The organism is Streptomyces sp. NPDC047014 (assembly GCF_040644195.1).
Taxonomy (GTDB): Bacteria; Actinomycetota; Actinomycetes; order Streptomycetales; family Streptomycetaceae; genus Streptomyces.
The window spans coordinates 1-22,329 of the sequence record NZ_JBEYVX010000096.1 but is presented as its reverse complement, the minus strand read 5'-3'; the positions used below and the strand labels follow the sequence as shown (position 1 = coordinate 22,329).

The following is a 22,329-nucleotide window of genomic DNA, read 5'->3' as shown; positions in this document are numbered from 1 at the left end:
CTGGGCATCCCCCCCCCCCCCGCGCCCCCACCAACCCCCCCCCCCCCCCCCTTAACCCCGCCCGCACCGCCCCCCTCACCCGGTCGGGCGGCGTCCGGGACACCGGCGGGCCCCCGGCCCGCGCTGCCTCGTGGGGACGGCGGCAGCGCGCCACCCGGACCGGGCGGCGGCCACGCGTGCGACTGGCCGCCGCCCGGTCCGCGCGTGCGTACGGGGCGTACGTACGCGATGGCCGCGGGCGCCGGGCGCCTCGCTCAGCGGACCCCGCCCATGGCCCGGGTGAACTCCTCCGGGCCTCCCTCGAAGCCCTCCAGCCGCAGGCCGAAGGACCAGGCACCCGAGCCGTCACGGGTGAACTCGGCCACGGTCGCGGCGGTCGCCCCCGGCACCCCCGAGAAGTCTCCCTCCGCGAGATCGGCATGCCCCTCGCGGATCCGGAATCCGGTGCCGCCGATCCCGCCGAAGGTCTTCACGGGGCCCGTCCCGCCCCCGGTGGGCTGGATGACCACACCGACCACCACCCGCACCGACTCCGGCGGCATCCGCTGCAGTTCGACGGTCATCACCTCGTCGAAGCCGAAGCCCTGCCCGGTATGGCTGTCCCGGTTCAGGGTGATGGTCCCGTCGGGCGACCGGCTGCCGAAGTGCACCAGCTGGACCGGGGCCCCCTGCGGGTCGGCCGCGCCGTAGACCGCGGCGACGATGTCGAGGTCGTTCACGGGAGTGCCCGCCGGGCTGGGGTCCCACCGCAGGGCGACCTCCACCTTGGCCAGCCCCTTACGTACGCCGTTCACCGAACTCCCCCTTCTTTTACGGTCATTGACCACCCATGATTCCACGGGCGCACCGCCACGCTCCGGGGGAACGGACACGGGTGACCGGATACGGGGAGCGCGGCGTCCGGATGCCACCGGTACGCGCCGGTTCCGAGGAAAGAGAAACGTTTCGACCCATTCGGACCGAAGAATCTACGGTCGAGCCGGATCGTTATCCTCAAGTTCCGCTCAAATCTAGTGACGCTGCGGCCGCGCGCTTCCTAGCTTCCTCGTACACATGTCCCGACGTCACGTACGTTCTCGCGGTTCCACACACCCGGCGATCCCGGTGACGCGTTCCGTGTTCCCCCAGGAAAGAGTGCAACATGAAGGTTCCCCAGGCCGGTGCGGTCGCCGCAGTGATCGTTCTCGCCCTGACCGCTACCGGGTGCACCGGTGAAGACGAGGACAAGGGGACCCTCTCCATCGGCATCAAGTTCGACCAGCCGGGCATCGGGCTGCGCGAGGCCGACGGCACCTACACCGGGTTCGACGTGGACGTCGCCACGTACGTGGCCAAGGAGCTCGGCTACAAGCCGGACCGGATCGAGTTCAAGCAGGTCTACAGCAACGACCGCGAGCTGCTGCTCCAGTACAACGAGGTCCGCTTCGTCGTCGCGAGCTACTCGATCAACGACAAGCGCAAGGAGAAGGTCGACTTCGCCGGCCCGTACTTCGTCGCGCACCAGGACCTGATGACCCGCGCCGGCGACACCTCCATCAACAAGGCCGAGGACCTGAACTCCAAGAGCCTGTGCTCGGTGACCGGCTCCACCTCGGCCGAGAACCTCAAGAAGAACCTCGCGCCGAAGGCCGGCCTGCTGGAGCTCGCCAGCTACTCGGACTGCGTGGTGGCCCTCCAGGACAGCCGCGTCGACGCCATGACCACGGACAACTCCATCCTGGCGGGCTACGCGGCGCGCAAGGGCAACGAGGGCAAGTTCAAGCTGACGGGCCAGACCCTCAGCAACGAGAACTACGGCATCGGCGTCAAGAAGGGCGACAAGGACCTCCAGGGGAAGATCAACGACGCCCTGCGCAAGATGGTCAAGGACGGCAGCTGGGAGGCGGCCGTGAAGAAGAACTTCGGCCCGGACTACAAGTACGAGCCGGCCCCCGCCGTCGCCGCCGTCAGCTGACCCACCCGGCCGCGCCGGGTCCCGGGGCCGTCAGGCCACCGGGGCCTTGGCGCGCAGCACGGTCAGGAACTCCCGCATCCACCGCGAGTGGTCGGGCCAGGCCCGCGCCGACACCAGGGTGCCGTCCACGACGGTCTCGGCGTCCTCGAACTCGGCCCCGGCCGCCTTCATGTCCAGCTCCAGCGCCGGGTACGCGGTCACCCGGCGGCCGTTCAGCCCTCCGGCGGCGGCGGTGATCAGCGGGCCGTGGCAGATCTGCGCGATGGGCTTGTCGGCCTCCGCGAAGGCGGCCAGGATCCGCCGCACCTCGGGATCGTTGCGCAGGTACTCGGGCGCCCGGCCGCCGGGGACGACCAGGGCCGCGTACTCCTCGGTGACGACGTCGGCGAAGGCCAGGTCGGCGGGCCAGGTGTAGCCGGGCTTCTCGGTGTAGGTGTCGAAGCCCTCCTCGAAGTCGTGGACCACGAAGCGCAGCTTCTTCACCTCCGGCGCCGCGATGTGGACCTCGTACCCCTCCTCGCGCAGGCGCTGGTACGGATACAGGACCTCCAGCGACTCCGCGGCGTCGCCGGTCACGATGAGGATCTTCACGGGCATCGGGTGCTCCCCCAGGGGCTGTTCAGGTCGGTTCGGGGCGTTTCGGGTCGGTTCCGGGCGGCCCCGCCGGGGCCATCGCTACCCTGCCCGCGGCGGCCGGGCGGCACACACCGAGCTTCTCCCTTCCGGACACGAGATTTTCACCTGAGGGGCACATGACAATGTGAACCTTGCACCGCCACCCGATGCCCCGCCCATTCCCCAGGCGGGGACGGTGCGTTCGGAGAGGTACCCCCCACCAGATGAAGATCTCGCGCCTGGCCCCCTGGGCGGCCTGTCTCGCGGCGGCCGGCCTGTTCGCCGTCCCGGCGGCGGCCTCCGCCGGCCAGCAGCAGCCCGCGGCGGCCCCGGCCTCCGCCCCTGCCCCGGCCTCCGCCGTCGACTCGTACTACGCGCCCGCCGAGGGCAAGACCGGGGCGGCGCTCAAGTCGGCCCTGCACGGCATCATCAAGTCCCAGTCCAAGGTCAGTTACGACGGCGTGTGGAACGCCCTCAAGGCGACCGACCAGGACCCGGCGAACCCGAACAACGTCATCCTCCTCTACTCGGGCCGCTCCCAGTCCAAGTCCACCAACGGCGGCGGCGCCAACGACTGGAACCGCGAGCACGTCTGGGCCAAGAGCCACGGCGACTTCGGTACGGCCACCGGTCCGGGCACCGACCTGCACCACCTGCGTCCCGAGGACGTGACCGTCAACAGCACTCGCGGGAACAAGGACTTCGACAAGGGCGGCAGCGCCGTCGGCGAGGCCCCCGGCAGCCTCACGGACTCCGACTCCTTCGAGCCGCGCGACGCGGTCAAGGGCGATGTGGCGCGCATGCTGTTCTACATGGCCGTCCGCTACGAGGGCGGCGACGGCTTCGCGAACCTGGAGCTGAACGACACGGTCAACAACGGCACGGCGCCGCTGCACGGCCGGCTGAGCCTGCTCAAGCAGTGGAACCAGATGGACCCGCCGGACGCCTTCGAGCAGCGCCGCAACCAGGTCATATTCGACACCTACCAGCACAACCGCAACCCGTTCATCGATCACCCGGAGTGGGTCAACTCCATCTGGTGATCCCGCGCGGCGCGGCCCCCGGCGAAACGGTTCGCCGGGGGCCGCGCCGTGTCGCGCCGTGTCGCGCTACACCGAGCCGCGTCGTGCCGCGGTACGCGATGCCCTGCTCAGAGCCGGTCCGCGAGGGACCGGAAGCCGTCCCAGGGCAGCGTCGGCTGGCGCGCGTCCCAGACCTTCTGCGAGAGCGCCGCCAGCGGCATCCGGATGCCCGCCGCCACCTGGTCCTGGGTCTGGGCCCCGGCCAGGTCGCTCCAGACGGCGAGCCGAGCGCCCAGTATCTGCCCGTCGTACGAGGCGGGGACCGGGGTGGTGCCGCGCAGTACCAGCGGGGTCCACTGCTCGTAGATGCGGCGGCCGGTGGGGTAGGTGAACTCGTTGGGCTGGCCGAGCACGTAGTAGAGGTATTCGTCGTTGAGGTTGACGACCTTGCGGCCCTCGCGCAGGTACTCCAGCGGCGGCCGGGCGCCGATCTCCTTGCCCGTCCAGTACTCGACCTGGATGTCCTTGGCGGCGCTCGTCACCCCGCCCCGGAAGAAGCCGTCGTTCCACGCCTTGAGCGCCTTGCCCGTCGGGCGGACCACGTCGGCGCGGTCGTTGAGCCAGCCCGTGGCCAGGTCCTGGACCCGCCCCGAGGAGCCGTAGCGCTGTTGTGCCGCGCGGGCGAGCTGCGGGAAGGACGCCTGCGGGTCGCGGACCACCAGCGCCTGGTACTCGTCGGCGCCGAGGTGCCAGGCGCCGCCCGGGAAGAGCGGCTGGTACTCGCGGAGCAGTTCGTCGATGAGCTTGGCCGACGCCGGGTTGGATATGTCCACCGCTCCCTTGACCGCCTTGCCGTTGACATCGCGCAGTTGCAGGTCGGGGTGGGCGCGCAGGACGGCCCCGAGGTGTCCGGGCGAGTCGATCTCCGGGACCACGGTGATGTGGAGGCGGTCGGCGAGGGCGACGATGCCGCGCACCTGGGCCTTGGTGAGGTGCGGGGTGGAGACGATCTCGGGGTGGCTCTCGGACTCGATCCGGAACGCCTGGTCGTCGGAGAAGTGCAGGCCGAGCTGGTTCATCTTGAGGTCGGCCATCTCGCGCAGCCGGTTCTCGATCCAGTCGGGCGTGAAGTGCTTGCGCGCGATGTCGAGGTTGAGGCCGCGCTGCGGTTTGGCCGGGGCGTCGCGGACGGTGCCCTCGGGGGCCGCTCCGCTGCCGCGTATCGCCTGCTTGAGGGTGCGCGTGCCGTAGAAGACACCGGCTTCGTCGGGGCCGTTGATCCGTACCTGGTTGTCCTTGACGGCCATGGTGTAGGACTCGGCCGGGCCGCTGCCCTCCACGGACAGCTCCACGTCCCCGGCGCGCGGTGCGGCCGATTCCCCGTAGGCGAGGCCCAGCTCACCGGCGAGCATCCGCGCCTCGTCGGCCAGTGCGGCCGTGTCCCCCTGGGCGACGACCACGCGGGCGCCGGGCGCGGGCTTCCAGCCGGGGCCGCGGGCCGCTTCGTGCTCCCGTACGGCGGGGATGGTGAGCGGCGCGGTGGACAGCGCGTACGAGGGGCTGGGCGTCGGACTGCCGGAAGGGTCGGGGGCCGCCGCCCGGCCGGAGGCGCTGGTGCCCGGCCCGGTGGGGGTGCCGGGGGCGGGCCCCTTCTCGGAGGCGGCCGTGCAGCCGGGGAGGGCAAGGGTGACCAGCGCGGCGGCCGTCGCCGTCGCGATGACGTGGACCCTCCTGTGCTGCCTCGGCTTCCTCATGATGTTCCAGTCCCCCGTACCAAGGTGGCACGGGGGACTCGTGAACGCGACCCGGCGTCTCAGACCAGGGCGTCGAGGGCCGCGGCGGCGAAGCCGTGGTCCTGCTCGGGGGCGCCGCCGCCGACGCCGATGGCTCCGACGAGGCGGCCGTCGCGGTGGACGGGCAGTCCGCCGGCGATGAACAGCAGCGGGCGGTCGAGGGCCGTGGGCAGCGTGTGGAAGGGGCCGCCGGGCTGGACGGCGTCGACGAGGCCGGCGGTGGGCGCGTTCAGCTGGAGGGCGGTGTACGCCTTGCGGGTGCTGGTCTCGCCGGAGATCAGGACGGCGCGGTCGTCGCGGCGGAAGGCGAGCGGGTGGCCTCCGGCGTCGAGCACGCTGACGCTGACGGTGACCCCGGCCGCCTCGGCGGCGGCGGTGGCCGCGGCGACGAGCAGTTCGGCGTCCTGCGTGGTCAGCGGGGCGACGGCGGTGGGGGCGGAGGGGGTGGTGGTGCCGGACATGCGGGTCTCTCCTTGCGGGGTGGTGCGTACGGGGCGGGGTGCGGCCGGATCAGTGGTGCGCGGGCACGGCGCCCGCCGGCTCGGGGGCGCCGGCCGCCTCGGGGGCGGTGGCCGTGAGGGCCGGGCCGCCGGTGGCGCCGCGTCCGGCCGTACGGCGCTCCAGGGCGCCGGAGATCAGGGCGAGGACGAGGGCGGAGGCGGCCAGGGCGGCGCCGACCCAGTTGGGGGCGGTCCAGCCGAGACCGGCGGCGATCACCATGCCGCCGAGCCAGGCGGCGAGGGCGTTGCCGAGGTTGAAGGCGCCGATGTTGACGGCGGAGGCCAGGGTGGGCGCGCCGGCGGCCTGGTCGAGGACGCGCTTCTGGAGCGGCGGGACGGTGGCGAAGCCGAGGGCGCCGATCAGGACGACGGTGACGGCGGCGCCGAACTTGCTGTGGGCGGTGAGGGTGAACACCGCGAGGGTGACGGCGAGCGCGCCGAGGGAGACGTACAGCATGGGCATCAGCGCGCGGTCGGCGTAGCGTCCGCCGATGAGGTTGCCGGCGACCATGCCGAGGCCGAAGAGGACCAGGAGCCAGGTGACGGAGGAGTCGGCGAAGCCGGCGACGTCGGTCATCATCGGCGTGATGTAGGTGATGGCGGCGAAGACGCCACCGAAGCCGAGGACGGTCATCGCCATGGCGAGCAGGACCTGGACGTTGCGGAAGGCGGCGAGCTCGCGGCGGACGCGGACCCCGCCCTCGGGCCGGGGCAGTTCGGGGACCAGCCGGGCGATGCCGAGCAGGCCGAGGACGCCGAGGGCGGCGACGATCAGGAAGGTGACGCGCCAGCCGAGGGTCTGTCCGACGAGGGTGCCGAGCGGGACGCCGACCACGTTGGCGACGGTGAGGCCGGTGAACATCATGGCGATGGCCCCGGCCTTCTTCTCGGGCGCGACCAGCTCGGCGGCGACGACGGCGCCGATGCCGAAGAAGGCTCCGTGGGCGAGCGAGGCGACGACGCGGCCGGCCAGCATCATGCCGAAGGCGGGGGCCAGCGCGGAGAGCACGTTGCCCACGATGAAGAAGCCCATGAGCAGCATCAGCATGCGCTTGCGGGGGATGCGGGTGCCGAGGACGGTCATCAGCGGGGCGCCGAGGACGACGCCCAGGGCGTAGCCGGTGACGAGGAAGCCGGCGGTGGGGATGGTGACGCCGTAGTCACCGGCGACCTCGGGGAGCAGACCCATGATCACGAATTCGGTGGTGCCGATCCCGAAGGCCCCGACGGCGAGGGCGAGAAGTGCGAGAGGCATGGGGGGAGGTGTCCTTCAGGGGAGGGGGTGGAGCCGGGGGCGGGGCCACGAGCTGAATGCTCGCGCCGATTGCCTGCGTCCACATTAATTGCAGACGCGGGATATTTGCAAGCGCGGGCTATTGCGGATGTGGCCTATCCTGGGTGGCACACGCCGATACGCCGATACGCCGCCGGTACGCAGTGCGGCACGCTCGATGGAGGAGCCCATGACGGCCACGGACAGCGCGCTCACCGCCCTCTCCCAGGGCTGGTGCGCCCTCTCCCTCCTGCACGGGCGGATCGAGGCCCACATCGAACGCGCCCTGCAGGCCGGACACGGCCTCAGCGTGCGTGAGTACTCCCTGCTGGACGTGCTCAGCAGGCAGCACAACGGCCCCGGCGGCCACCTGCGCATGCACCAGGTCGCCGACTCGGTGGTCCTCAGCCAGAGCGCGACGACCCGCCTGGTCAGCCGCCTGGAGGACCGCGGCCTGCTCAACCGCTACCTCTGCGACACCGACCGCCGCGGCATCTACACAGACGTGAGCGAGGCGGGCCTGACCCTCCTGGAATCAGCCCGCCCCACCAACGACAAGGCCCTCCGCGAAGCCCTGGAAACCGCCTCCCACCTCCCGGAACTGGCCCCCTTGGTATCGGCGGTCAAAAACCTCCGCAACCCCCAGGTCTGAGGCGGGCGCGCGCACGGCTGGAGCGGTACGACCGCGGCTACTCGTACGATCCCTGGTCCGTGGCCCTGTCCAGCGCGTACGTCTCGTACGGCGTCGCCGTGCCATCCGCAGCGGGCTGACCGGTGGTACCGGTGCGGGTGAAGCCGGCTTTGGCCAGGACGCGACCCGAAGCCGGATTCGCGGGGTGGTGCATGGCTTCCAGCCGGCTCAGACCGGCATCGGAGAAGGCGAAGTCGACGACCTGCTGTGCGGCTGCGGACGCAAAACCGTTGCCCCAGGCGTCCTCGCGCAGGATGTAGCTGATGGTCCCCAGGACGGGCGAGCGTCGCCGCAGGGCGATGAGGCCGACCATCGTGTCCTCGGCGAGGATCCCCCAGCTCCATTGCGCTTGTGGCCTCTCCGCCGCCCGGGCGAGGGCGCTGCGGATCCTTTCCCGTGCCTGGTCGAGAGGAAGCGTCCTCCCCGTGGTGTACCGGACCGACGCGCCGCTGTAGATGCGGGTGAGGGCAGGGGCGTCGTCGAGGTCGAGTGCGCGCAGGGTCACCATGCTGCGATCAGTTCCTTGGCGGTGGGACGGTCGGCGGGGTCGGGGGCCAGGCAGGCGCTGATGGTGTCCTCGAACCCGGGAAACCGCCAGGGCCGCACGTCGGCCGGCGGGAGCGTGCCACCTCGGGCGATGACGGCCAGCTTCTCCGGCCGGCCGAGGCGGTCGTCATAGGGCACGGGACGGTGGCTGGTCCAGCACCAGAACAGGGATGCCCCCAGGCTCCAGACGTCGGCAGACGGCTCCGCCTGGATGTGTGTGTCCGCCGAGGTCGCGAGAACGGCGGCGGCGATCTCCGGGGCGGTGGTGTGGGTCAGAGCGCCCCGGTACGGCAGGCGTCCGCCGGGATCGGGCCCGCAGGCGAGCGCGTAGTCGATGACCTCGGCGCGGCCGTCACGGGTGACGAGCGTATTGGTGGGCTGGACGTCGGCGTGAGCCCATCCGGCCGCGTGCATCGCGGCCAGACGCGTGGCCCAGGTGCGGGCAATCCCCCGGAGCCAGGGCCGGACCGAAGGCCGGTCGCCTTCGGGTCCCCGGGCCAGGGCGAGCGCCCGCCACAGGGGGACGCCGTCGACCCAGCGGACCGCGAGCCACCGGCCCCCATCCCAGGAACCGGCGTCGATGCGGTAGCCGGGACGGAGCGCCCCGGCCGCGGTGAGGCGGAGGAGGTGATCGTCCTCCTGAGCCATCTCGGCGGCCTTGGCCCGTACGGTCTCCTGCTCGGGGCTGTTCGCCTTGAGGGCCACGGCTCCCCGACTCCCCCGGATCTTCCAGGTCCGGGTGCCCCGCCGGTCGCTCAGGAGGCTGGAGTCGAGAGGCGCCCCCAGCCGTCCGGCGAGGCGGTCGAGGGCTTCGCCAGGGGGCGGAAGCGCGTGGACCATGCCCTGATCTCCTTCCACTCGTCGGGAACGTGCTCGAACACGTCGCGGCCGTCGTCCTCGGCCACGGCAAGGGCTGCGGCCAGGTCGGGAGTCGCACTCAGGAAGCGGGGGTCCCGGCGGCGTACGGCGGCCCTCACGGGGAGGAACGAGACAGGCGCGGCCGGGATTCGGTCGCCCGCGGCGGTCAGTTCCTCCTCGCTCTCGTGGAACTTGCCGAACATGATCCCGACGGAGCCGTAGAGGTTCTTGAGGACCCAATGCGGCCAGGCCAACAGATCGCGGTGCGTGGCGCCCGGTACATGGCCGAGGAGGACGATGTTCTCGCACCGGAGGCCGCCGTACGGGCGGTTCAGCAGCGGACGCAGCCACTCCGCCGCCCGGACGCCCGCGTGGAACAGCTCCGCCTCCACCGCCGCAGGCTCACCGACGGCCCGGTAGACCGTCCAGGCGGTGAGGCCATGACGGAGGGAAGGAGCCAGGTAGGGGCAGTGGGCGGCCATCCGCCGCACGTACGCCGTGATGTCGATGGTGGCCGGAGTGGCGGTGCCGGCCTCGACGAGGCGCAGCGCCCCGGCGGTCGGCCGGGGCGCCACGCGCGTACGGCTGGTCGTCACCGGCGGGAGGTCTCCGGCTGGTCGGGCGCGACGTCGTCGTCGCCGTCGCCACCGGCGGGGCCGCAGTCCCACTCGGCGACCACAGTGCCGGTCTCGCGGTAGCGGGCCACCGCCTGGTCGTCGACGGTGCCGTCGGCGTCGGTGAACCAGATGTCCGGGAGCGGCCCGTACGCGGCCTCGTAGGCGGTGACCCAGGCGATCGGGCCGTGGCCGTTGTTCGCGACGTGGCGGATGGGCCGGCCTGCGGTCTCCTGGCACAGGGCCTCGTACTGCGGGGTGCCGAGCGCCTTGTGCCAGGCGGCGTCCACGGCCGGGGAGAACATCTCGGGCGCGGACTGGCCGTCGCGGAGGCGCCGGCCGGTGATGGTGAGGAACCGGCGCAGCTCGGTGGTCGCGGTGCTCATTGGTGATCCCTCTCGGTGCCGGGGTGGGGTGCAGGTGCGCCACAGGGGGACGATCTCCGGGCTTGGACGGCTCGGGGCATCCGGAAGCCCAGGTCGCCTGGTCGCCGATGGCGTTCTGCCGTGCGCTCGACACTAGGGAGGCGGCCCGGCGCGCCTCAAGGAAGTTGCGCGGAGTTGCGGACGGTCACCCGAGCGCTTCGATCGCGGCCCGGACCAGGGCACGGGCCCGCGCCCCGAACACGGCCAACTCCTGCAACTGAGCGAATGCTTTGGCGTACACGGCGATCTCGGAGGCGCTGGTGATGGCGATCTCGGCAGACAACGTCTCGACGAGGACCCGGTCGGCGTCGAAGACCATGAACGTCTCCAGCGGCCAGATCCTGCGCTCGGCGGTGAGCGGGATGATCCCGAAGGCCACCGAGGGCAGGGACATCAGCTCCAGCAGCTTGCCGAGCTGACCGGCCATCACGGTGGCGTCACCGATCCGGTAGCGCAGGACGGCTTCCTCGGCCAGGAGCACAAAACGGTGGTCCCCTTCATAGATGACGCGGGAGCGGTCCAGGCGGGCGGTCGCCGCGTCGGCGGCATCATTCGGGGTGCCCTGGAAGGTGCTGATGGCCGACAGCAACGTGGTGGCGTACGGATGGGTCTGCAGGAGGCCGGGGACCACGTTGGAGCAGTAGACGCGGAAGCAGCGCGTGCGCCGGTAGAGGGGGACGGCCGACTCCTGGAACGGCTTGATGCCGTCGCGGTGCAGGCGTTTCCAGTCCTGGTACATCTCATCCGCCGTGCGGGAGGCGGCGATCAGGTCGGGCGCGTGGTCGTCGGCGCCGCAGGCACGGCACCAGGCGCGGATGTCGTCGTCCGAGGGCAGGGAACGGCAGTTCTCGATGCGGGAGGCTTTGGATTTGTGCCAGCCGCACCGGTCCGCCACCTCGTACGCCTTGAGCCCGGCGTCCCTGCGCAGGCCCACCAGGCGGCGGGCGAGGGCAGCTCGGGCGGCCTGTGCGGCCGAGGACGGGGAGGCGGTGGTCATGAGGTGGCGGCCTTCGGAGGGTGCAAGTGCGGTGGGCGAAGAGTCAGATGCGGTAGTCGCCGTGCGGGACGGCCCGCTCCCACACCGCTTGGAAGGCTTCGGCGCACAGTTTGACCGCGGCGGGGTCTTCGGCGTGGTCCGGCTCAAGGGCCACGCCGTCGCCGGAGAAGAGGTTCCACCGTACGATCGCATCGTCGATGAGCCAGAAGTCGTTCCCGGGCAGCGCGAGCGCGGAGGCGTGCCGGCGGCCGAGCCAGCGGACTTCCTCGCCGGCGCGGAGGTTCGCGTCGGTGATGGCGTGCTCGAAGCGGATGTACTCCGTGACCGGTTCGGAGACGATCCGGGCCCGTGCGACCTTGACCCCGCGGGCGACGGTCCGCTCCACCAACGGCAGCCACCCGCTCCAGTAGGCCGAGTCGTCCGCAGGCACGCTGCCATCTTTCAGAAACGCGCTGTAGACCTCCCGTTCCTCCCCGACGGCGTAGACATCGCGCAGCTCCAGGTGCAGGGCCTGCTCGCGGGCGGAGTCGAGCAGGCCCTCAAAGCTGGGTGCCGACGGCTTCTGCGGCATCGCACGCCCTCCTGAACGAGCCGGTTGCGCGGAGTTGCGGCACGAACGTCCCGTGCCGGGGCTGCCGCGGTCAAGGGCGCGAACAGCGGCGGGCGGTCGGCTGCTTCAATGCGCCCCGGAGCGCCGGGGGGGGCGGGCGGCACCGCCGCCTAGCGCACGCTCGGTGACGCGTCCGGGGTGGGGGCGCTGCGTGTCGGGGTGGTGCGGACCGGGGTGCTCGGGGAGGGGGAGGTGGAGGGGCTGGGTTGGCGGCCTCGGGGGGAAGGGGTGTCCGAGGGGTCCGAGGACGAGGCGCTCGGCGTGCGGTGGGTGGGGCCCGCCGTGCCCGGGGACGGGGTCGGTGAGGGGAGGGTGGGGCTGGGGGCCGTGGTTCTCGGCTGGTCGGCCGGTGGCTGCGGGCCCGGGGAGTGGTCCGGGGCCACCAGCAGGTAGCCGATCGCGGCCGCCGCGGCGGCCGCGAGGCCGGCCAGGGGCAGGGCGAAGCGCCGCAGGGTGCTCGCCCGCCGGCGCCCGGTGTGGGCCCCGGGCGGGGCGGCGGGGCGCAGCATGCGGATGTCGATGCCGTCCGCGCGGGCGTCGAGGGCCGTGCGGAGCCTCGTCTCGACCGGGCGTTCGCCGGGATGTTCGCCGGGGTGTTCGCCGTCGCGCGTCATATCCGTCCCTCCAGATTCCGTTCCAGCGCGTCCAGCGCGCGGCTCGCGTTCGACTTCACGGCGCCGCGGCTGATGCCCAGCGTCTCGGCGATCTCGGCCTCGCTGAGGTCGGCCCAGTAGCGCAGGACCAGCACCTGCCGGCGCCGGGGTGTCAGCCGGGCCAGGGCGGCCAGCACCTCGCGGTGGGCCTCGTCGAGGACGACGTGGTCCTCGGCGGAGGGTATGTCCACCGCCGGTGGCGGGGTCCAGGCGCGGGCGGTGCGCCGGCGGCGCAGCACGGAGCGCGCGGTGTTGACCACGGCGGTGCGCAGGTAGCCGAGGGCGTTGTCGACCTCGGAGATCTGCTCACCGTGGCGCCGGTAGAGGGCGGTGAAGGCGTCCTGCACCACGTCCTCGGCGGTGGCCAGGTCGTCGACGAGCAGCACCGCCAGCCGGACCATCCGCAGCCGGTGCGCGTGGTAGAGGTCGGTGACGGTGGGCGGCCGTACGTCGTCGCCCAGCGGGTCGTGGGCCCGGGCGCCCCCGGTCCCGTACGCCCGCTCGTACGCGGTGGTGCGCGAGCGCGGGGAGAGCCGCGGGGCGGGGCTCTCGCGGCGCAGCAACGACCACAGGCCCCGCCATGCCCGGCCGAAGCCGGGCACGAGGGGGCCGACGGGTGGTGCGAGGTGGAGCACGGGGTTCCTCAGCTGTTGGCGCGGCGCCGCACGGCGTACAGGGCTCCGGCACCGGCGAGGATCAGGCCGGTGGCCCCCGCCCCGAGGGCGACGGTGGTGGCCGAGGAGCCAGTATGCGCGAGCTCGGCCTCACCGGATGCGGCGGGGGCGGGCTCGGAGGGCGAGGCGCTGGGCCGCCCGCTCGGGCCGCTCTGGCTCGGGGAGGCGCTCGGCCGGCTGCTCGGGGAGACGCTCGGCCTGCTGCTCGGGGAGGCGCTGCGGCCGGAGCCGGCGTCCGACACCGAGGGGGTGCTGACCGACGGGGACGGCTGGGGGGCGGGGCGGCTGGGCGAGGCGCTGGCGGGCTGGCTGACCGACGGGGAGGGCGCGGCCGAGCCGCCGCCCGCGGCGACCGCCGGGCCGGCGAGGGCGAGGGCCGCCCCGGCGGCGGCAGCGGCCACGGCCGCGTGGCGGACGGCCAGGGGGACGTGCTTGAGGTTCTTCACGGTGGTTCTCCACGGTCGGTGCGGGGGCGCGGACTGCGCCCCTTCACCCCCGCACGACGCGCGACCCACCGGGAGGTTGCCGCCGTTCCCGGAAAACCTCGGAAATCTTTCCGCCGCTCCCCCGGCGCGTCCGCCGAAGGGCCGTCAGGGGCGGCGGCGGGCGTAGCAGAACAGATGCTCCTCGGGCTCCGCCAGCTCGTCGGCGGGCCGGAAGGAGGCCGTGAAGTGGTGCAGCACCTCCAGGCCGCGCTCCTCCATCCGGGCCAGATGGGCCTCGGTGGACAGGCTGCTGACGGTGACCTGGTGGCCCATCCACTCGATGTCCACGCCGCTGATGTCGCCGGGGACGGTGGCCATCACGAAGTACCCGCCGGGCGCGATCCACGAGGCCATCCGGTCGAGGGCGTCCCCGACCTCCGGCTGGTCCATGACGAGCAGCGGGAAGAAGGCGCACACCGCGTCGAATCCGGCCCGCTCGGGCGTGTACGTACGTACGTCCGCCTGCTCGAAGCGCGCCTGCGGGACCCGCGTGCGGGCGAGGGCGACCATCGACGCCGAGACGTCGATGCCGGTCACGGAGCAGCCCGCCCGGGCCAGCGCCTCGGCGGTGGGCCGCCCGGTGCCGCTGCCCACGTCCAGTACCCGGGCTCCGGCGGGCAGCCGCTCGGTGAGCCAGTCGAGGGCGGCGAGCTGCCCCGGCACCTGCCCGAACACCTCCTCGTAGCGCTCGCCCAGCGCGTCGAACACCTCTTCCGCTGTCTTGCGTCGGCTCATCGGGCCGCCCTTCGCTCCGGTGGGACGTCGGTTCACCGTACAAGTCCCGGGCGGCCCGGCGGGAGCCCTTCGTGCGAGGGGTCCGGCCGACCGTCAGACGAGGGCGTCGGCCAGCAGTTGGGCGGTCCTGGCGATCAGGGTGTCGTCGCGCGGCGCGGCCTGCTCGCGCAGGGTGCTGAGGACGGAAAGCACCACGGGCGGGCGGCCGGGCGGCCAGGCGATGCCCACGTCGTTGTTGGTGCCGTAGGAGCCGGCGCCGGTCTTGTCGGCCAGGGACCAGCCGGCGGGCAGACCGGCCCGGAAGCGGGCGCCGCTGGTGGTGTTGGCGAGCATCCAGCCGGTCAGGAGCTTCCGGTCCCCCGGGTCCAGCGCGTCCCCGAGGACGAGGCGTTCGTAGGTGGCCGCGATCGCGCGGGGGCTGGTGGTGTCCTCCATCCGCCACGGTTCCGCCGAGTTGAGCGCGGGCTCCCAGCGGTCGAGCCGTGTCGTACGGTCCCCCAGCGAGCGGCAGAGCCGGGTGACGGCGTGGGGTCCGCCCAGCTCGCGCAGGAGCAGGTTGGCGGCGGCGTTGTCGCTGTAGGAGATGGCGGCGGAGCAGAGTTCGGCGACGGTGAGTCCGCCGGCGATGTTCTCGGGGCGGGAGGTGATGGCGCCACCGTCGGCGTCGGTGACGTCCTGGGCCGTGTAGTGGATCCGCCGGGCCAGCTCGGTGCCGTCGTGGTCCAGATCGCGCAGGACGGCGGCCACGGCGGGGGTCTTGAACACCGAGCACATGGGGAAGAGTTCGTCGGCCCGGTGGAGCACGGTCCGGCCGGTGGCGGTGTTCCGCGCGTACACCCCCAGCCGGGCCCCGTACTCGCGTTCCAGCGCGCGCAGCCGGGCCACGACGCCGGTGCCGCCGTGCGGGGGCGCGGCGGCGGTGGCCGGGGCGGCGGGCAGCGTGGCGGCCAGGGCGGCCCCCGCTCCCACGGTCAGCAGTGCGCGACGGGACGGTGCGGCCCCTGGGGTCTTCACGTCGGTGTCTCCTCTTCTGCCGGGTGGTGTGGCCCAGAAGACGCCAAAAATGATCAATTCGGTTCCCGGCGCGCCCCGATGACCGGTCAGGAACTGCCAGGACTGGTCAGGCCCGGTCAGGTCGAGGCCGGGACGAGCACCACGGCGGTGCCGTAGGCGCACACCTCGGTGCCCACGTCGGCGGCGTCCGTGACGTCGAAGCGCATCATCAGCACGGCGTTCGCGCCCCGCGCCTTGGCCTGCTCGATCAGCCGGTCCATGGCCTGGTTGCGGGTCTGCACCAGCGTCTTGGTGAGCCCCTTCAACTCGCCGCCGACCATCGATTTCAGGCCCGCGCCGATCTGGCTGCCGAGGTGGCGGGAGCGCACGGTGAGCCCGAAGACCTCACCGATGACCCGCTCCACGCGGTAGCCGGGGACGTCGTTCGTCGTCACGATGAGGACGCCGGTCTCGTGCGCGCCGGACCCGCCGCCGTAGTCGTCGATACCCATGCCGCCCACTCTGGCGCCGGCCGCAGGTCGCCGCACCCGGCGGCCGCCCTCCAGTGGACAGATTGGTCATATCGGGCTAAAGGGCGGTGAGCCACCGGGGCTACCCGTGCCGTTCTCGTCATAGTCGTCCCTGGCAACCGCATGTTGCCACCCCGCGCCGCCCCTTGGCGGCCGGGTGGAGATCGTCACAGAGGAGCCGGCTCATGCTGAAGCCCACCAGAACCATCCTCGCTGTCGCCACCGGAAGCCTGGTCCTCGGTCTGGTCGGAGCGGGCGTCGCGGGCGCGGACGAGGGGCCGCGGGAGATCGTCGTCGGCAAGCCCTCGTCCGCGCAGCAGGCCGCGTACGACCGGTACTCCGCCGGCAAGGTCGTTTCCAAGGGAGCCCTGACGGTCCGCAGCAGGCCCACGACGCGTTCGGAGTCCGTCGGCCGGGTGTACCCGAACAGCCGCGTCGAGATCTCCTGCAAGAAGCAGGGCGAGCGCGTCGACGGCAACAACATCTGGTACCGCCTGCGCGACAACAACAACGGCAATGGCAACAACAACGGGAACGGCAACGGGAACAACGACAACGACAGCTGGGAGAACGGCGGCTCGGACCGCGAGGACCGCAAGGCCGCCAAGGCGTACGACCGCGAGCGCTGGGTCTCCGCGCGCTACGTCAAGAACCTCTCCGAGGTGAGGTACTGCCGCTGACCTCCGGTCAGCCCGCCGGGCGTACGGTACGCGGGCCCACGCACCGCACACCGTACGCCCGGAGCCGTGTCCGCAGTCCGCGGTCGGCCGTGACGACCACGCAGCCGCCCTCCGCGGCGGCCGCCGCCAGCTCCACGATCAGGTCGTCCCCGCTGCCCGGCGCCGACTCCACCCGGACACCGGGCACGGACTCGACGCCCCGCGCGGCCCCTTCGACGACGAGCACGATCTCCTCGTCCCCCTCCCGCGCGGCCAGCAGGTCGCGCAGCCGCTCGGCGGCGCCGCGCCGGTCCCGCCACCAGCCGTCCGGCACGGAACCGACCACATTCGCCCCGTCGACAATCAGCACACCGCTCACGCGGTCACTCTAGAAGTCGCCGTAGTTGACCTGCCAGGTGGGCAGGCCCATCCGGCGCCAGACCGCGACCACCCGGTCCCGGTCGTCGAGCGACACCCGTACCGCGTACCGGTGGCGCACATGCGCGTCGAACAGCTCGGCCTTGACCACGTCGTCGCGGCGCGTGTCGCCCCGGGCGCGCATCCACAGCTCGTCGTAGGGCACCTCGTGCCTGCGCAGCCATGCCTCGGTCTGTACGCGGTACTCCTCGCTCCGCCCCGACAGCAGCACGATCACATCGCCGTCGGCGCGCCGGAAGGCGTCCAGGGCGTGCCGCACCGAGGCGTTGAGCAGGTCCAGCTCGCAGCGCGTGAAGTCGTAGGGGCCGCGGTCGCCGGTGAGGGCGAGGGTGCCGTCGATGTCGCACATCACGGCCGTGGGCAGCGCCGGGTCCGGGACGTACGGGGTCACGGGCGGCACGGCCGTCCCAGCCGAGGTGCCGTTCATCCACTCCGAGGTCAGCCGCCAGCCGCCCTTGCGGGCCTGCCGGTGCTTGTCCGCCAGGATCCGGATGATCTCCTCGCCGACCTGGTGCTCCCGCGCGGCGTCGCGGCGCAGGCACTCCTCCAGCGGGACGTCGGTGAAGTCGTGCACGACGAAGGTCGCCAGTCCGCCGACGGCCGCCTTGCGCCGCTTGGGGATGTTCTTGGTCAGGTGGGTGTTGTCGACGACCACGTCGAAACCGCCGTCGACGGCGGCGCGGACGGCCGCGTCCTGCACCTGGAGCACCGTCTGCTCATGGGCGAAGCTGCGGCCCCGCTCCGGGTCCGGCAGGTCGAGCATGGCCCGCAGGTCGTCCAGGTTGACCCGGCGCATCCGGCCGCCCGACGCGGCCTGGAGGGCGCGCGCGGCCGTGGTCTTGCCGGAGGCGGGCAGCCCGGTCATGACGTGGACGACGGGCAGCGGGGCCTCCGCCCCAGGAGCATCGGGCCCGGCCTCGGCAGGCGCCGGAGTCCGCGCGGGCGCCGCTTGCCGCACGCGGGCGGCGGCGGGCCGGGCCGCGGGTACGGAGGCGGGCGCGGGCCTGCCCTCCCCCTCGGGTCCGGTCTTGTTCTCCTCGTCCGCGAGGTACGGGTCGGCGGTGTCCGGGCGGACCAGACGCCAGGACGTCAGCTCCGTCGGCCGGCCGTCGAGCCGCATGAACATCGCGGGCCGGACGGTACGGTCGGGCAGCTGCGCGACCGCGCGGGCGAAGGCCCCGCGGTCGGCGGTCAGGTGCGCGAGGCCCGCGTACGCCTCGTCGATCGCGCGCTCGTGGCGGGCGGCGGCCTCCTCCAGACCGGCGACGACCCCACGCACCCAGTGGTCGAACTCGTCGGGCACCTGCTCCAGCAGGGCATCGAGGGGCTTGCCGCCCGAGGCTTCGATCTCGGCGACGGTGCAGTTCAGGCCCTGCGCGAGCTGCTTGGCGGGCAGCCCGGCGAACCGCTGGATGCCGTGGCCGCGCCAGATGTCGCGGGCGGTCACGCCGGTGAGCACCTTGTGCAGCCGTACGTACTCGGACAGCTTGGCCTTGGCGCGCACGCCCGAGGCGAAGCGCAGGACGAAGCCCTCGGCGTCCATACCGCTCGCGGCGGCGCCGCCGGGCAGGGTGTTGGTCTCGGTGAGCGCGAGCAGTTCGTCGAGCGGCATGGCGGGCCACACCGTCACGACGGAGCCGATGCCCGCCCAGTGGGGCGCGGCCTCGGCGAGCGGGACCTCGGTGCCGTCCAGCCGGAAGGCGGCGAGGAGGACGAGGTCGCGGCGGTCGCCGTAGTCGACGACGATGCGGTTCTGCGGGTACAGGATCTCCGCGAGGTAGGTGGTGCCGGGCTGCAGGCCGGTGGTGTCCAGGCCGTCGAGCCGGCGCTGCGCCCAGGTGGCCTGGGCGCTGATGAAGGACCCCTTGGAGGCGACCCGCCAGCGGCCCGCGTAGTGGAAGACGACGGCGAGGCTGCCGTCCACCTTGTCGTAGACCTCGAAGGGCTCGTCGGGGAGGGCGGGGGCGTAGGGCTGGCCGGATTCGTGCTCGCCGACGTTGAAGAACTTCGGCAGCGGCAGCGCGACGACGGCGCCGGTGGTGTCGTCGGCGACGAGTCCGCGGCACCGGGTGGTGACCTCGTTCCAGACGCGTTCGTACTGGGCCGTCCGGGTGTACGTGTAGATGGACAGCGGCAGTTCGGGGTGCGGTTTGCGGGTGACGTACCCGGCGTCGATCGATTCCGCGAGCGCCTGCGCGGGGAGCAGGTCGTGCAGAGTCAGGGGCTCCTGGCTCATGGGTTCCCTCCCGGTATGAGATGGCTCATTCTCACGTGCGGGAGGGGATGCCCGGTAATCAATTATGGCTGGTCCGAGGGGTACCGAAGCGGGCGGCGGCCCGTGGTGGGCGGCCGCCCGGCGGCGGTGCCGGTCAGTGCGAGACGCAGAGCTCGTTGCCCTGGGGGTCGGCGAGCGTGGTCCATACGCTCGGGCCCTGCCGGCCCTCGTGGAGGTGCACGGCGCCCTTGGCGAGGAGGCGTTCGACCACGGCCTTGGGGTCGTCCGAGCCGGTGCGGACGTCGAGGTGGACCCGGTTCTTGACGGTCTTGGGCTCCTCGACCAGCTGGAAGAGGATGCGCGGGGCGCCCGCCAGCCCCTCCGGGTGGCGGATCGCGGCGCCCACCTTCCAGACGAGCACCCCGCGGTGGGTGGTGGTGTCGTCCTCGGTCGCGTGGCCCGCGGCGATCAGGCCGCGGATGAACTGCTCGTCGCTCGGCTCCACCTCCCAGCCGAGGGCGTCCGCCCACCAGTCGGCGAGCGGGTGCGGGTCCGCGGAGTCGATGGTCACCTGAAACGTGTACGCCATGCAGGGGACCCTACTGGCCCGGGACCCGCCCCGCCATGGGACTGCTGGTACGGGAGGGGGCCAGCGGGCGGCGGCTTTCAGGGGCGACGGCTTTCACAGGCCACAGCTTTCACGGGCGTCCGGCGGTACGGCGCGCGGTGGCGGCCGAGGAGAGCAGTACCGCCACGGTGAGCAGCCAGGCGCCGACGGCGATCCAGAGCAGGACCTTCCCGAGCGGGACCAGCCAGGGCAGCCCGGCCGGATCCGCCACGGAGAGGCAGGCGGTTGCGGTCATGCCGAGGGGGAAGACGGTGGCCCAGCGCCGGATGTCGTAGCGCGGCCGGGGGTGGCGCAGTTCGGCCGCGAGCAGGACGACGTACCAGACGAGGGAGAGCGCCAGGGCCACCAGTGTGACCATGCGCAGGGCCCCGTGGGCGGAACCGGTCCAGACGGGCGAGGCGGTGAGCTTGGATCCGGCCAGGGCCGAGATGGAGAGGGCCCCGCCCGCCACCCAGTGGTCACCGGCGCCGCCCACCACCTCGTGCAGGTCGAAGCGGAGGAAGGCCGCCACGTACAGCACCAGCCCGAGGCAGAAGGCGGCGAGCGCCGCCCAGGCCAGCCAGTCGGCGCGGCAGGCGGCGGCGAGGGTGGCGGCGAGGACGGCGAGCCCCTGGGTGGCCACGCAGCCGAGGAAGGCGCCGCCGGGCATGCGGCGCCGCCAGTGGGCCAGGACGTTGAGGAGCAGTCCGGGCCAGAGGACCGCGGCGAGGAGCAGCAGGGCGGCGGCCACGCTCTGCCATCCGAGCAGGGAGAGCCGGGTGCCGATGACGGTGGTGGCGGCCACGGCGGTCAGCGCGGCGGGGGTGTCGGCCTCGGCGCGGAACCGCCCGCGGTCCGCGAGCAGGCGGAAGGCGAAGTCGAAGGCGAGGACGAGCCACAGCACGAGGGCGAGGGCCAGCGCGACCAGGGACAGGGTGTCGTGCCCGGTCTGGTGCAGGGCGACGGAGAGGATGCCGGTGGCCATGACGGCGGCGCCCGCGGCCGGCGGCAGGCCCGCCCACCAGCCCGGACCGGGAACGATGCTCACGGCTCCAGCGGAACCCACGGCCCGGCGGGCCGCCAGCGGACTGGGCCGACTGGCGCCCACGGCTGGTCTGCGGGCGGGCGGTGGCCGGGGCGTGTCCCGGTGGCGGCCTGGTGGTGACCGGCCGGTGGCCGGAACTCGCGCTTGTCAGGCGAGTTAGGTCTACCTAACCTTTGGCTGCTCTTCGTTGATTCCCGCACTACTTCGGACCCTGTCCCCCACCCCGAAGGAGCCTCCCCCCATGACCACACGTCTCGACCAGGCACGGCCCTACGCCGTCGGTCTGTTCCGCATCGTCACCGGCCTGCTCTTCGCCTCGCACGGCGCCGCCTCCCTCTTCGGGGTGCTCGGCGGTGCGCACGGCGGCGGGACCGTCGCGGCCGGCACCTGGCCCGGCTGGTACGCCGCGGCCATCCAGCTCGTGGCCGGCGTCCTCGTCCTCCTCGGGCTGGGCACGCGGGCGGCCGCGTTCGTCGCGTCCGGCTCCATGGCCTACGCCTACTTCACCGTGCACCAGCCCGACGCCCTGTGGCCGCTGCAGAACGGCGGGGAGGCGTCGGCGATGTTCTGCTGGGCCTTCCTCCTGCTGGTGTTCACCGGCCCCGGCGCCCTCGCGCTGGACTCCCTGCTCCCCTCGCGCGGCTCGGCGGCCCGGGGCCACCGCGACGAGACCCGGCCGGAGGCCGTGACCGCCTGAGGAATCGTTCACGCTTCGGCCGGGCGGGCGGCCGATAGCCTGAACGCATGGACGAACTCAACGGGGTGGAGATCGTCGGTTTCCCGGACGCGGAGGCGTTCGAGAACTGGCTCGCCGAGCACCACACGCGCCAGGAAGGGCTGTGGGTGAAGCTGGCGAAGAAGAAGTCCGGCATCGCGTCGGTCACCGATGACGAACTGGTCGACATCGGGCTCTGCTACGGCTGGATCTCCGGGCAGCGGCGCTCGCTCGACGAGCGCCACTACCTGCAGAAGTACGTGCCGCGCCGGCCGCGGAGCCTGTGGTCGCAGGTGAACGTGGAGAAGGTCGCGGCGCTCACGGCCGCGGGACGGATGCGCGAACCGGGCCTGGCCGAGGTGCGCAAGGCCCAGGCGGACGGCCGCTGGACCGGGGCCTACGCCTCCCAGCGGACGGCGGAGGTGCCGCCGGACCTGGCGGCGGAGCTCGACGCCCGGCCGGCGGCCCGTGCCGCGTTCGAGGCCCTGGACCGGACCGGCCGCTACCTCGTGGCGCTGCCGCTCCTCCAGGCGCTCACCCCGGAGACCCGGCGGGCCCGGCTGGAGCGGGCCGTGCGGCTGCTGGCGGGCGAGGCCGCGGAGTGAGCCGTCCGTCCGCGCGCGGGGCCGTTCGTACGTCCGTACGCAGGGGTGAAACGGCCGTCGGGCCCGGCCGCCCCGAG

The 22,329-nt window shown here is 72.9% G+C and carries 27 protein-coding genes; 6 read left to right on the top strand and 21 right to left on the bottom strand.

Going from position 1 to position 22,329, the window contains the following annotated elements; translation table 11 throughout:
* Positions 1-254: 254 nt before the first annotated feature.
* Entirely contained in the window at positions 255-794 is a 540-nt protein-coding gene (locus ABZ873_RS29935) for a TerD family protein (RefSeq protein ID WP_360878504.1), read from the bottom strand.
* Between the two features lie 347 nt (positions 795-1,141).
* On the opposite strand from ABZ873_RS29935, the gene ABZ873_RS29930 reads away from it, so the two are divergent.
* On the top strand, positions 1,142-1,954 hold the full coding sequence (locus ABZ873_RS29930; RefSeq protein WP_360878501.1) for a glutamate ABC transporter substrate-binding protein: 813 nt from the start codon (positions 1,142-1,144) through the stop codon (positions 1,952-1,954).
* Between the two features lie 30 nt (positions 1,955-1,984).
* Here the strand turns inward: ABZ873_RS29930 and ABZ873_RS29925 are convergent, their stop codons facing one another.
* The gene (locus tag ABZ873_RS29925) at positions 1,985-2,551 is read right to left on the bottom strand and encodes a DJ-1/PfpI family protein (protein WP_360878496.1); all 567 of its coding nucleotides are present in this window, start codon (positions 2,549-2,551) and stop codon (positions 1,985-1,987) included.
* Between the two features lie 242 nt (positions 2,552-2,793).
* Here ABZ873_RS29925 and ABZ873_RS29920 point away from each other — a divergent pair, with 242 nt between their 5' ends.
* Entirely contained in the window at positions 2,794-3,612 is an 819-nt protein-coding gene (locus tag ABZ873_RS29920; protein ID WP_360878493.1) for an endonuclease, read from the top strand.
* A 107-nt stretch (positions 3,613-3,719) separates the two neighbouring features.
* On the opposite strand, the gene ABZ873_RS29915 is transcribed toward ABZ873_RS29920, so the two are convergent.
* From ABZ873_RS29915 to ABZ873_RS29905, 3 genes are read right to left on the bottom strand one after another with little or no spacing between them, the layout of a single operon-like run.
* Entirely contained in the window at positions 3,720-5,345 is a 1,626-nt protein-coding gene (locus ABZ873_RS29915) for a glycoside hydrolase family 20 protein (RefSeq protein WP_360878490.1), read from the bottom strand.
* A gap of 59 nt (positions 5,346-5,404) precedes the next feature.
* On the bottom strand, positions 5,405-5,845 hold the full coding sequence (locus ABZ873_RS29910) for a heme-binding protein (RefSeq protein ID WP_360878487.1): 441 nt from the start codon (positions 5,843-5,845) through the stop codon (positions 5,405-5,407).
* Positions 5,846-5,894: 49 nt separating this feature from the next.
* Positions 5,895-7,139, bottom strand: a complete 1,245-nt coding sequence (locus tag ABZ873_RS29905) for an MFS transporter (RefSeq protein ID WP_360878484.1) — start codon at positions 7,137-7,139, stop codon at positions 5,895-5,897.
* Positions 7,140-7,347: 208 nt separating this feature from the next.
* On the opposite strand from ABZ873_RS29905, the gene ABZ873_RS29900 reads away from it, so the two are divergent.
* A complete protein-coding gene (locus tag ABZ873_RS29900; protein ID WP_360878482.1) occupies positions 7,348-7,809 on the top strand; it encodes a MarR family transcriptional regulator in 462 nt (153 codons plus the stop codon).
* A 37-nt stretch (positions 7,810-7,846) separates the two neighbouring features.
* On the opposite strand, the gene ABZ873_RS29895 is transcribed toward ABZ873_RS29900, so the two are convergent.
* The 12 genes from ABZ873_RS29895 to ABZ873_RS29840 all read right to left on the bottom strand — a co-directional run bounded on the left by ABZ873_RS29895 (position 7,847) and on the right by ABZ873_RS29840 (position 15,950).
* Complete coding sequence (locus ABZ873_RS29895; protein ID WP_360878479.1) at positions 7,847-8,356, bottom strand: GNAT family N-acetyltransferase; 510 nt, start codon at positions 8,354-8,356, stop codon at positions 7,847-7,849.
* The gene (locus ABZ873_RS29890; protein ID WP_360878476.1) at positions 8,350-9,234 is read right to left on the bottom strand and encodes a protein kinase; all 885 of its coding nucleotides are present in this window, start codon (positions 9,232-9,234) and stop codon (positions 8,350-8,352) included. Before ABZ873_RS29890 ends, ABZ873_RS29895 begins: the two co-directional genes overlap by 7 nt.
* Complete coding sequence (locus ABZ873_RS29885; protein WP_360878473.1) at positions 9,150-9,848, bottom strand: DUF6875 domain-containing protein; 699 nt, start codon at positions 9,846-9,848, stop codon at positions 9,150-9,152. The genes ABZ873_RS29890 and ABZ873_RS29885 overlap by 85 nt, the downstream gene beginning before the upstream one ends.
* Complete coding sequence (locus ABZ873_RS29880) at positions 9,845-10,252, bottom strand: hypothetical protein (RefSeq protein WP_360878470.1); 408 nt, start codon at positions 10,250-10,252, stop codon at positions 9,845-9,847. Before ABZ873_RS29880 ends, ABZ873_RS29885 begins: the two co-directional genes overlap by 4 nt.
* A 184-nt stretch (positions 10,253-10,436) precedes the next feature.
* Entirely contained in the window at positions 10,437-11,288 is an 852-nt protein-coding gene (locus ABZ873_RS29875) for a helix-turn-helix transcriptional regulator (RefSeq protein WP_360878467.1), read from the bottom strand.
* Positions 11,289-11,331: 43 nt separating this feature from the next.
* Complete coding sequence (locus ABZ873_RS29870; RefSeq protein ID WP_360878464.1) at positions 11,332-11,859, bottom strand: DUF6879 family protein; 528 nt, start codon at positions 11,857-11,859, stop codon at positions 11,332-11,334.
* A 149-nt stretch (positions 11,860-12,008) separates the two neighbouring features.
* Positions 12,009-12,512 (bottom strand): hypothetical protein, encoded by a 504-nt coding sequence (locus ABZ873_RS29865; protein WP_360878461.1) that lies wholly within the window; start codon positions 12,510-12,512, stop codon positions 12,009-12,011.
* Entirely contained in the window at positions 12,509-13,186 is a 678-nt protein-coding gene (locus ABZ873_RS29860; protein WP_360878458.1) for a SigE family RNA polymerase sigma factor, read from the bottom strand. The genes ABZ873_RS29865 and ABZ873_RS29860 overlap by 4 nt, the downstream gene beginning before the upstream one ends.
* An 8-nt stretch (positions 13,187-13,194) precedes the next feature.
* Positions 13,195-13,671: an LPXTG cell wall anchor domain-containing protein gene (locus ABZ873_RS29855; RefSeq protein WP_360878455.1), complete on the bottom strand. Its 477-nt coding sequence runs from the start codon at positions 13,669-13,671 to the stop codon at positions 13,195-13,197.
* Between the two features lie 144 nt (positions 13,672-13,815).
* Positions 13,816-14,445, bottom strand: a complete 630-nt coding sequence (locus ABZ873_RS29850) for a class I SAM-dependent methyltransferase (protein ID WP_360878452.1) — start codon at positions 14,443-14,445, stop codon at positions 13,816-13,818.
* Positions 14,446-14,538: 93 nt separating this feature from the next.
* Positions 14,539-15,459, bottom strand: coding sequence for a class A beta-lactamase (bla, locus tag ABZ873_RS29845; RefSeq protein WP_360878449.1), 921 nt, complete (start codon positions 15,457-15,459; stop codon positions 14,539-14,541).
* 116 nt (positions 15,460-15,575) lie between these two features.
* The gene (locus tag ABZ873_RS29840; RefSeq protein WP_360878446.1) at positions 15,576-15,950 is read right to left on the bottom strand and encodes a YbjQ family protein; all 375 of its coding nucleotides are present in this window, start codon (positions 15,948-15,950) and stop codon (positions 15,576-15,578) included.
* Positions 15,951-16,153: 203 nt separating this feature from the next.
* Between ABZ873_RS29840 and ABZ873_RS29835 the strand changes: the two genes are divergently transcribed.
* Entirely contained in the window at positions 16,154-16,648 is a 495-nt protein-coding gene (locus ABZ873_RS29835; protein ID WP_360878443.1) for an SH3 domain-containing protein, read from the top strand.
* 7 nt (positions 16,649-16,655) lie between these two features.
* On the opposite strand, the gene ABZ873_RS29830 is transcribed toward ABZ873_RS29835, so the two are convergent.
* The 4 genes from ABZ873_RS29830 to ABZ873_RS29815 all read right to left on the bottom strand — a co-directional run bounded on the left by ABZ873_RS29830 (position 16,656) and on the right by ABZ873_RS29815 (position 20,935).
* Positions 16,656-17,006 (bottom strand): NTP pyrophosphohydrolase, encoded by a 351-nt coding sequence (locus ABZ873_RS29830; RefSeq protein WP_360878440.1) that lies wholly within the window; start codon positions 17,004-17,006, stop codon positions 16,656-16,658.
* Positions 17,007-17,015: 9 nt separating this feature from the next.
* Positions 17,016-19,301, bottom strand: coding sequence for an RNA ligase (locus tag ABZ873_RS29825; RefSeq protein ID WP_360878437.1), 2,286 nt, complete (start codon positions 19,299-19,301; stop codon positions 17,016-17,018).
* 133 nt (positions 19,302-19,434) lie between these two features.
* Complete coding sequence (locus ABZ873_RS29820) at positions 19,435-19,869, bottom strand: VOC family protein (RefSeq protein WP_360878434.1); 435 nt, start codon at positions 19,867-19,869, stop codon at positions 19,435-19,437.
* Between the two features lie 109 nt (positions 19,870-19,978).
* The gene (locus ABZ873_RS29815) at positions 19,979-20,935 is read right to left on the bottom strand and encodes a tellurite resistance/C4-dicarboxylate transporter family protein (protein WP_360878431.1); all 957 of its coding nucleotides are present in this window, start codon (positions 20,933-20,935) and stop codon (positions 19,979-19,981) included.
* Positions 20,936-21,173: 238 nt separating this feature from the next.
* On the opposite strand from ABZ873_RS29815, the gene ABZ873_RS29810 reads away from it, so the two are divergent.
* Positions 21,174-21,629 (top strand): DoxX family protein, encoded by a 456-nt coding sequence (locus ABZ873_RS29810; RefSeq protein ID WP_360878428.1) that lies wholly within the window; start codon positions 21,174-21,176, stop codon positions 21,627-21,629.
* 47 nt (positions 21,630-21,676) lie between these two features.
* A complete protein-coding gene (locus tag ABZ873_RS29805) occupies positions 21,677-22,252 on the top strand; it encodes a YdeI/OmpD-associated family protein (RefSeq protein WP_360878425.1) in 576 nt (191 codons plus the stop codon).
* Positions 22,253-22,329 lie beyond the last annotated feature (77 nt).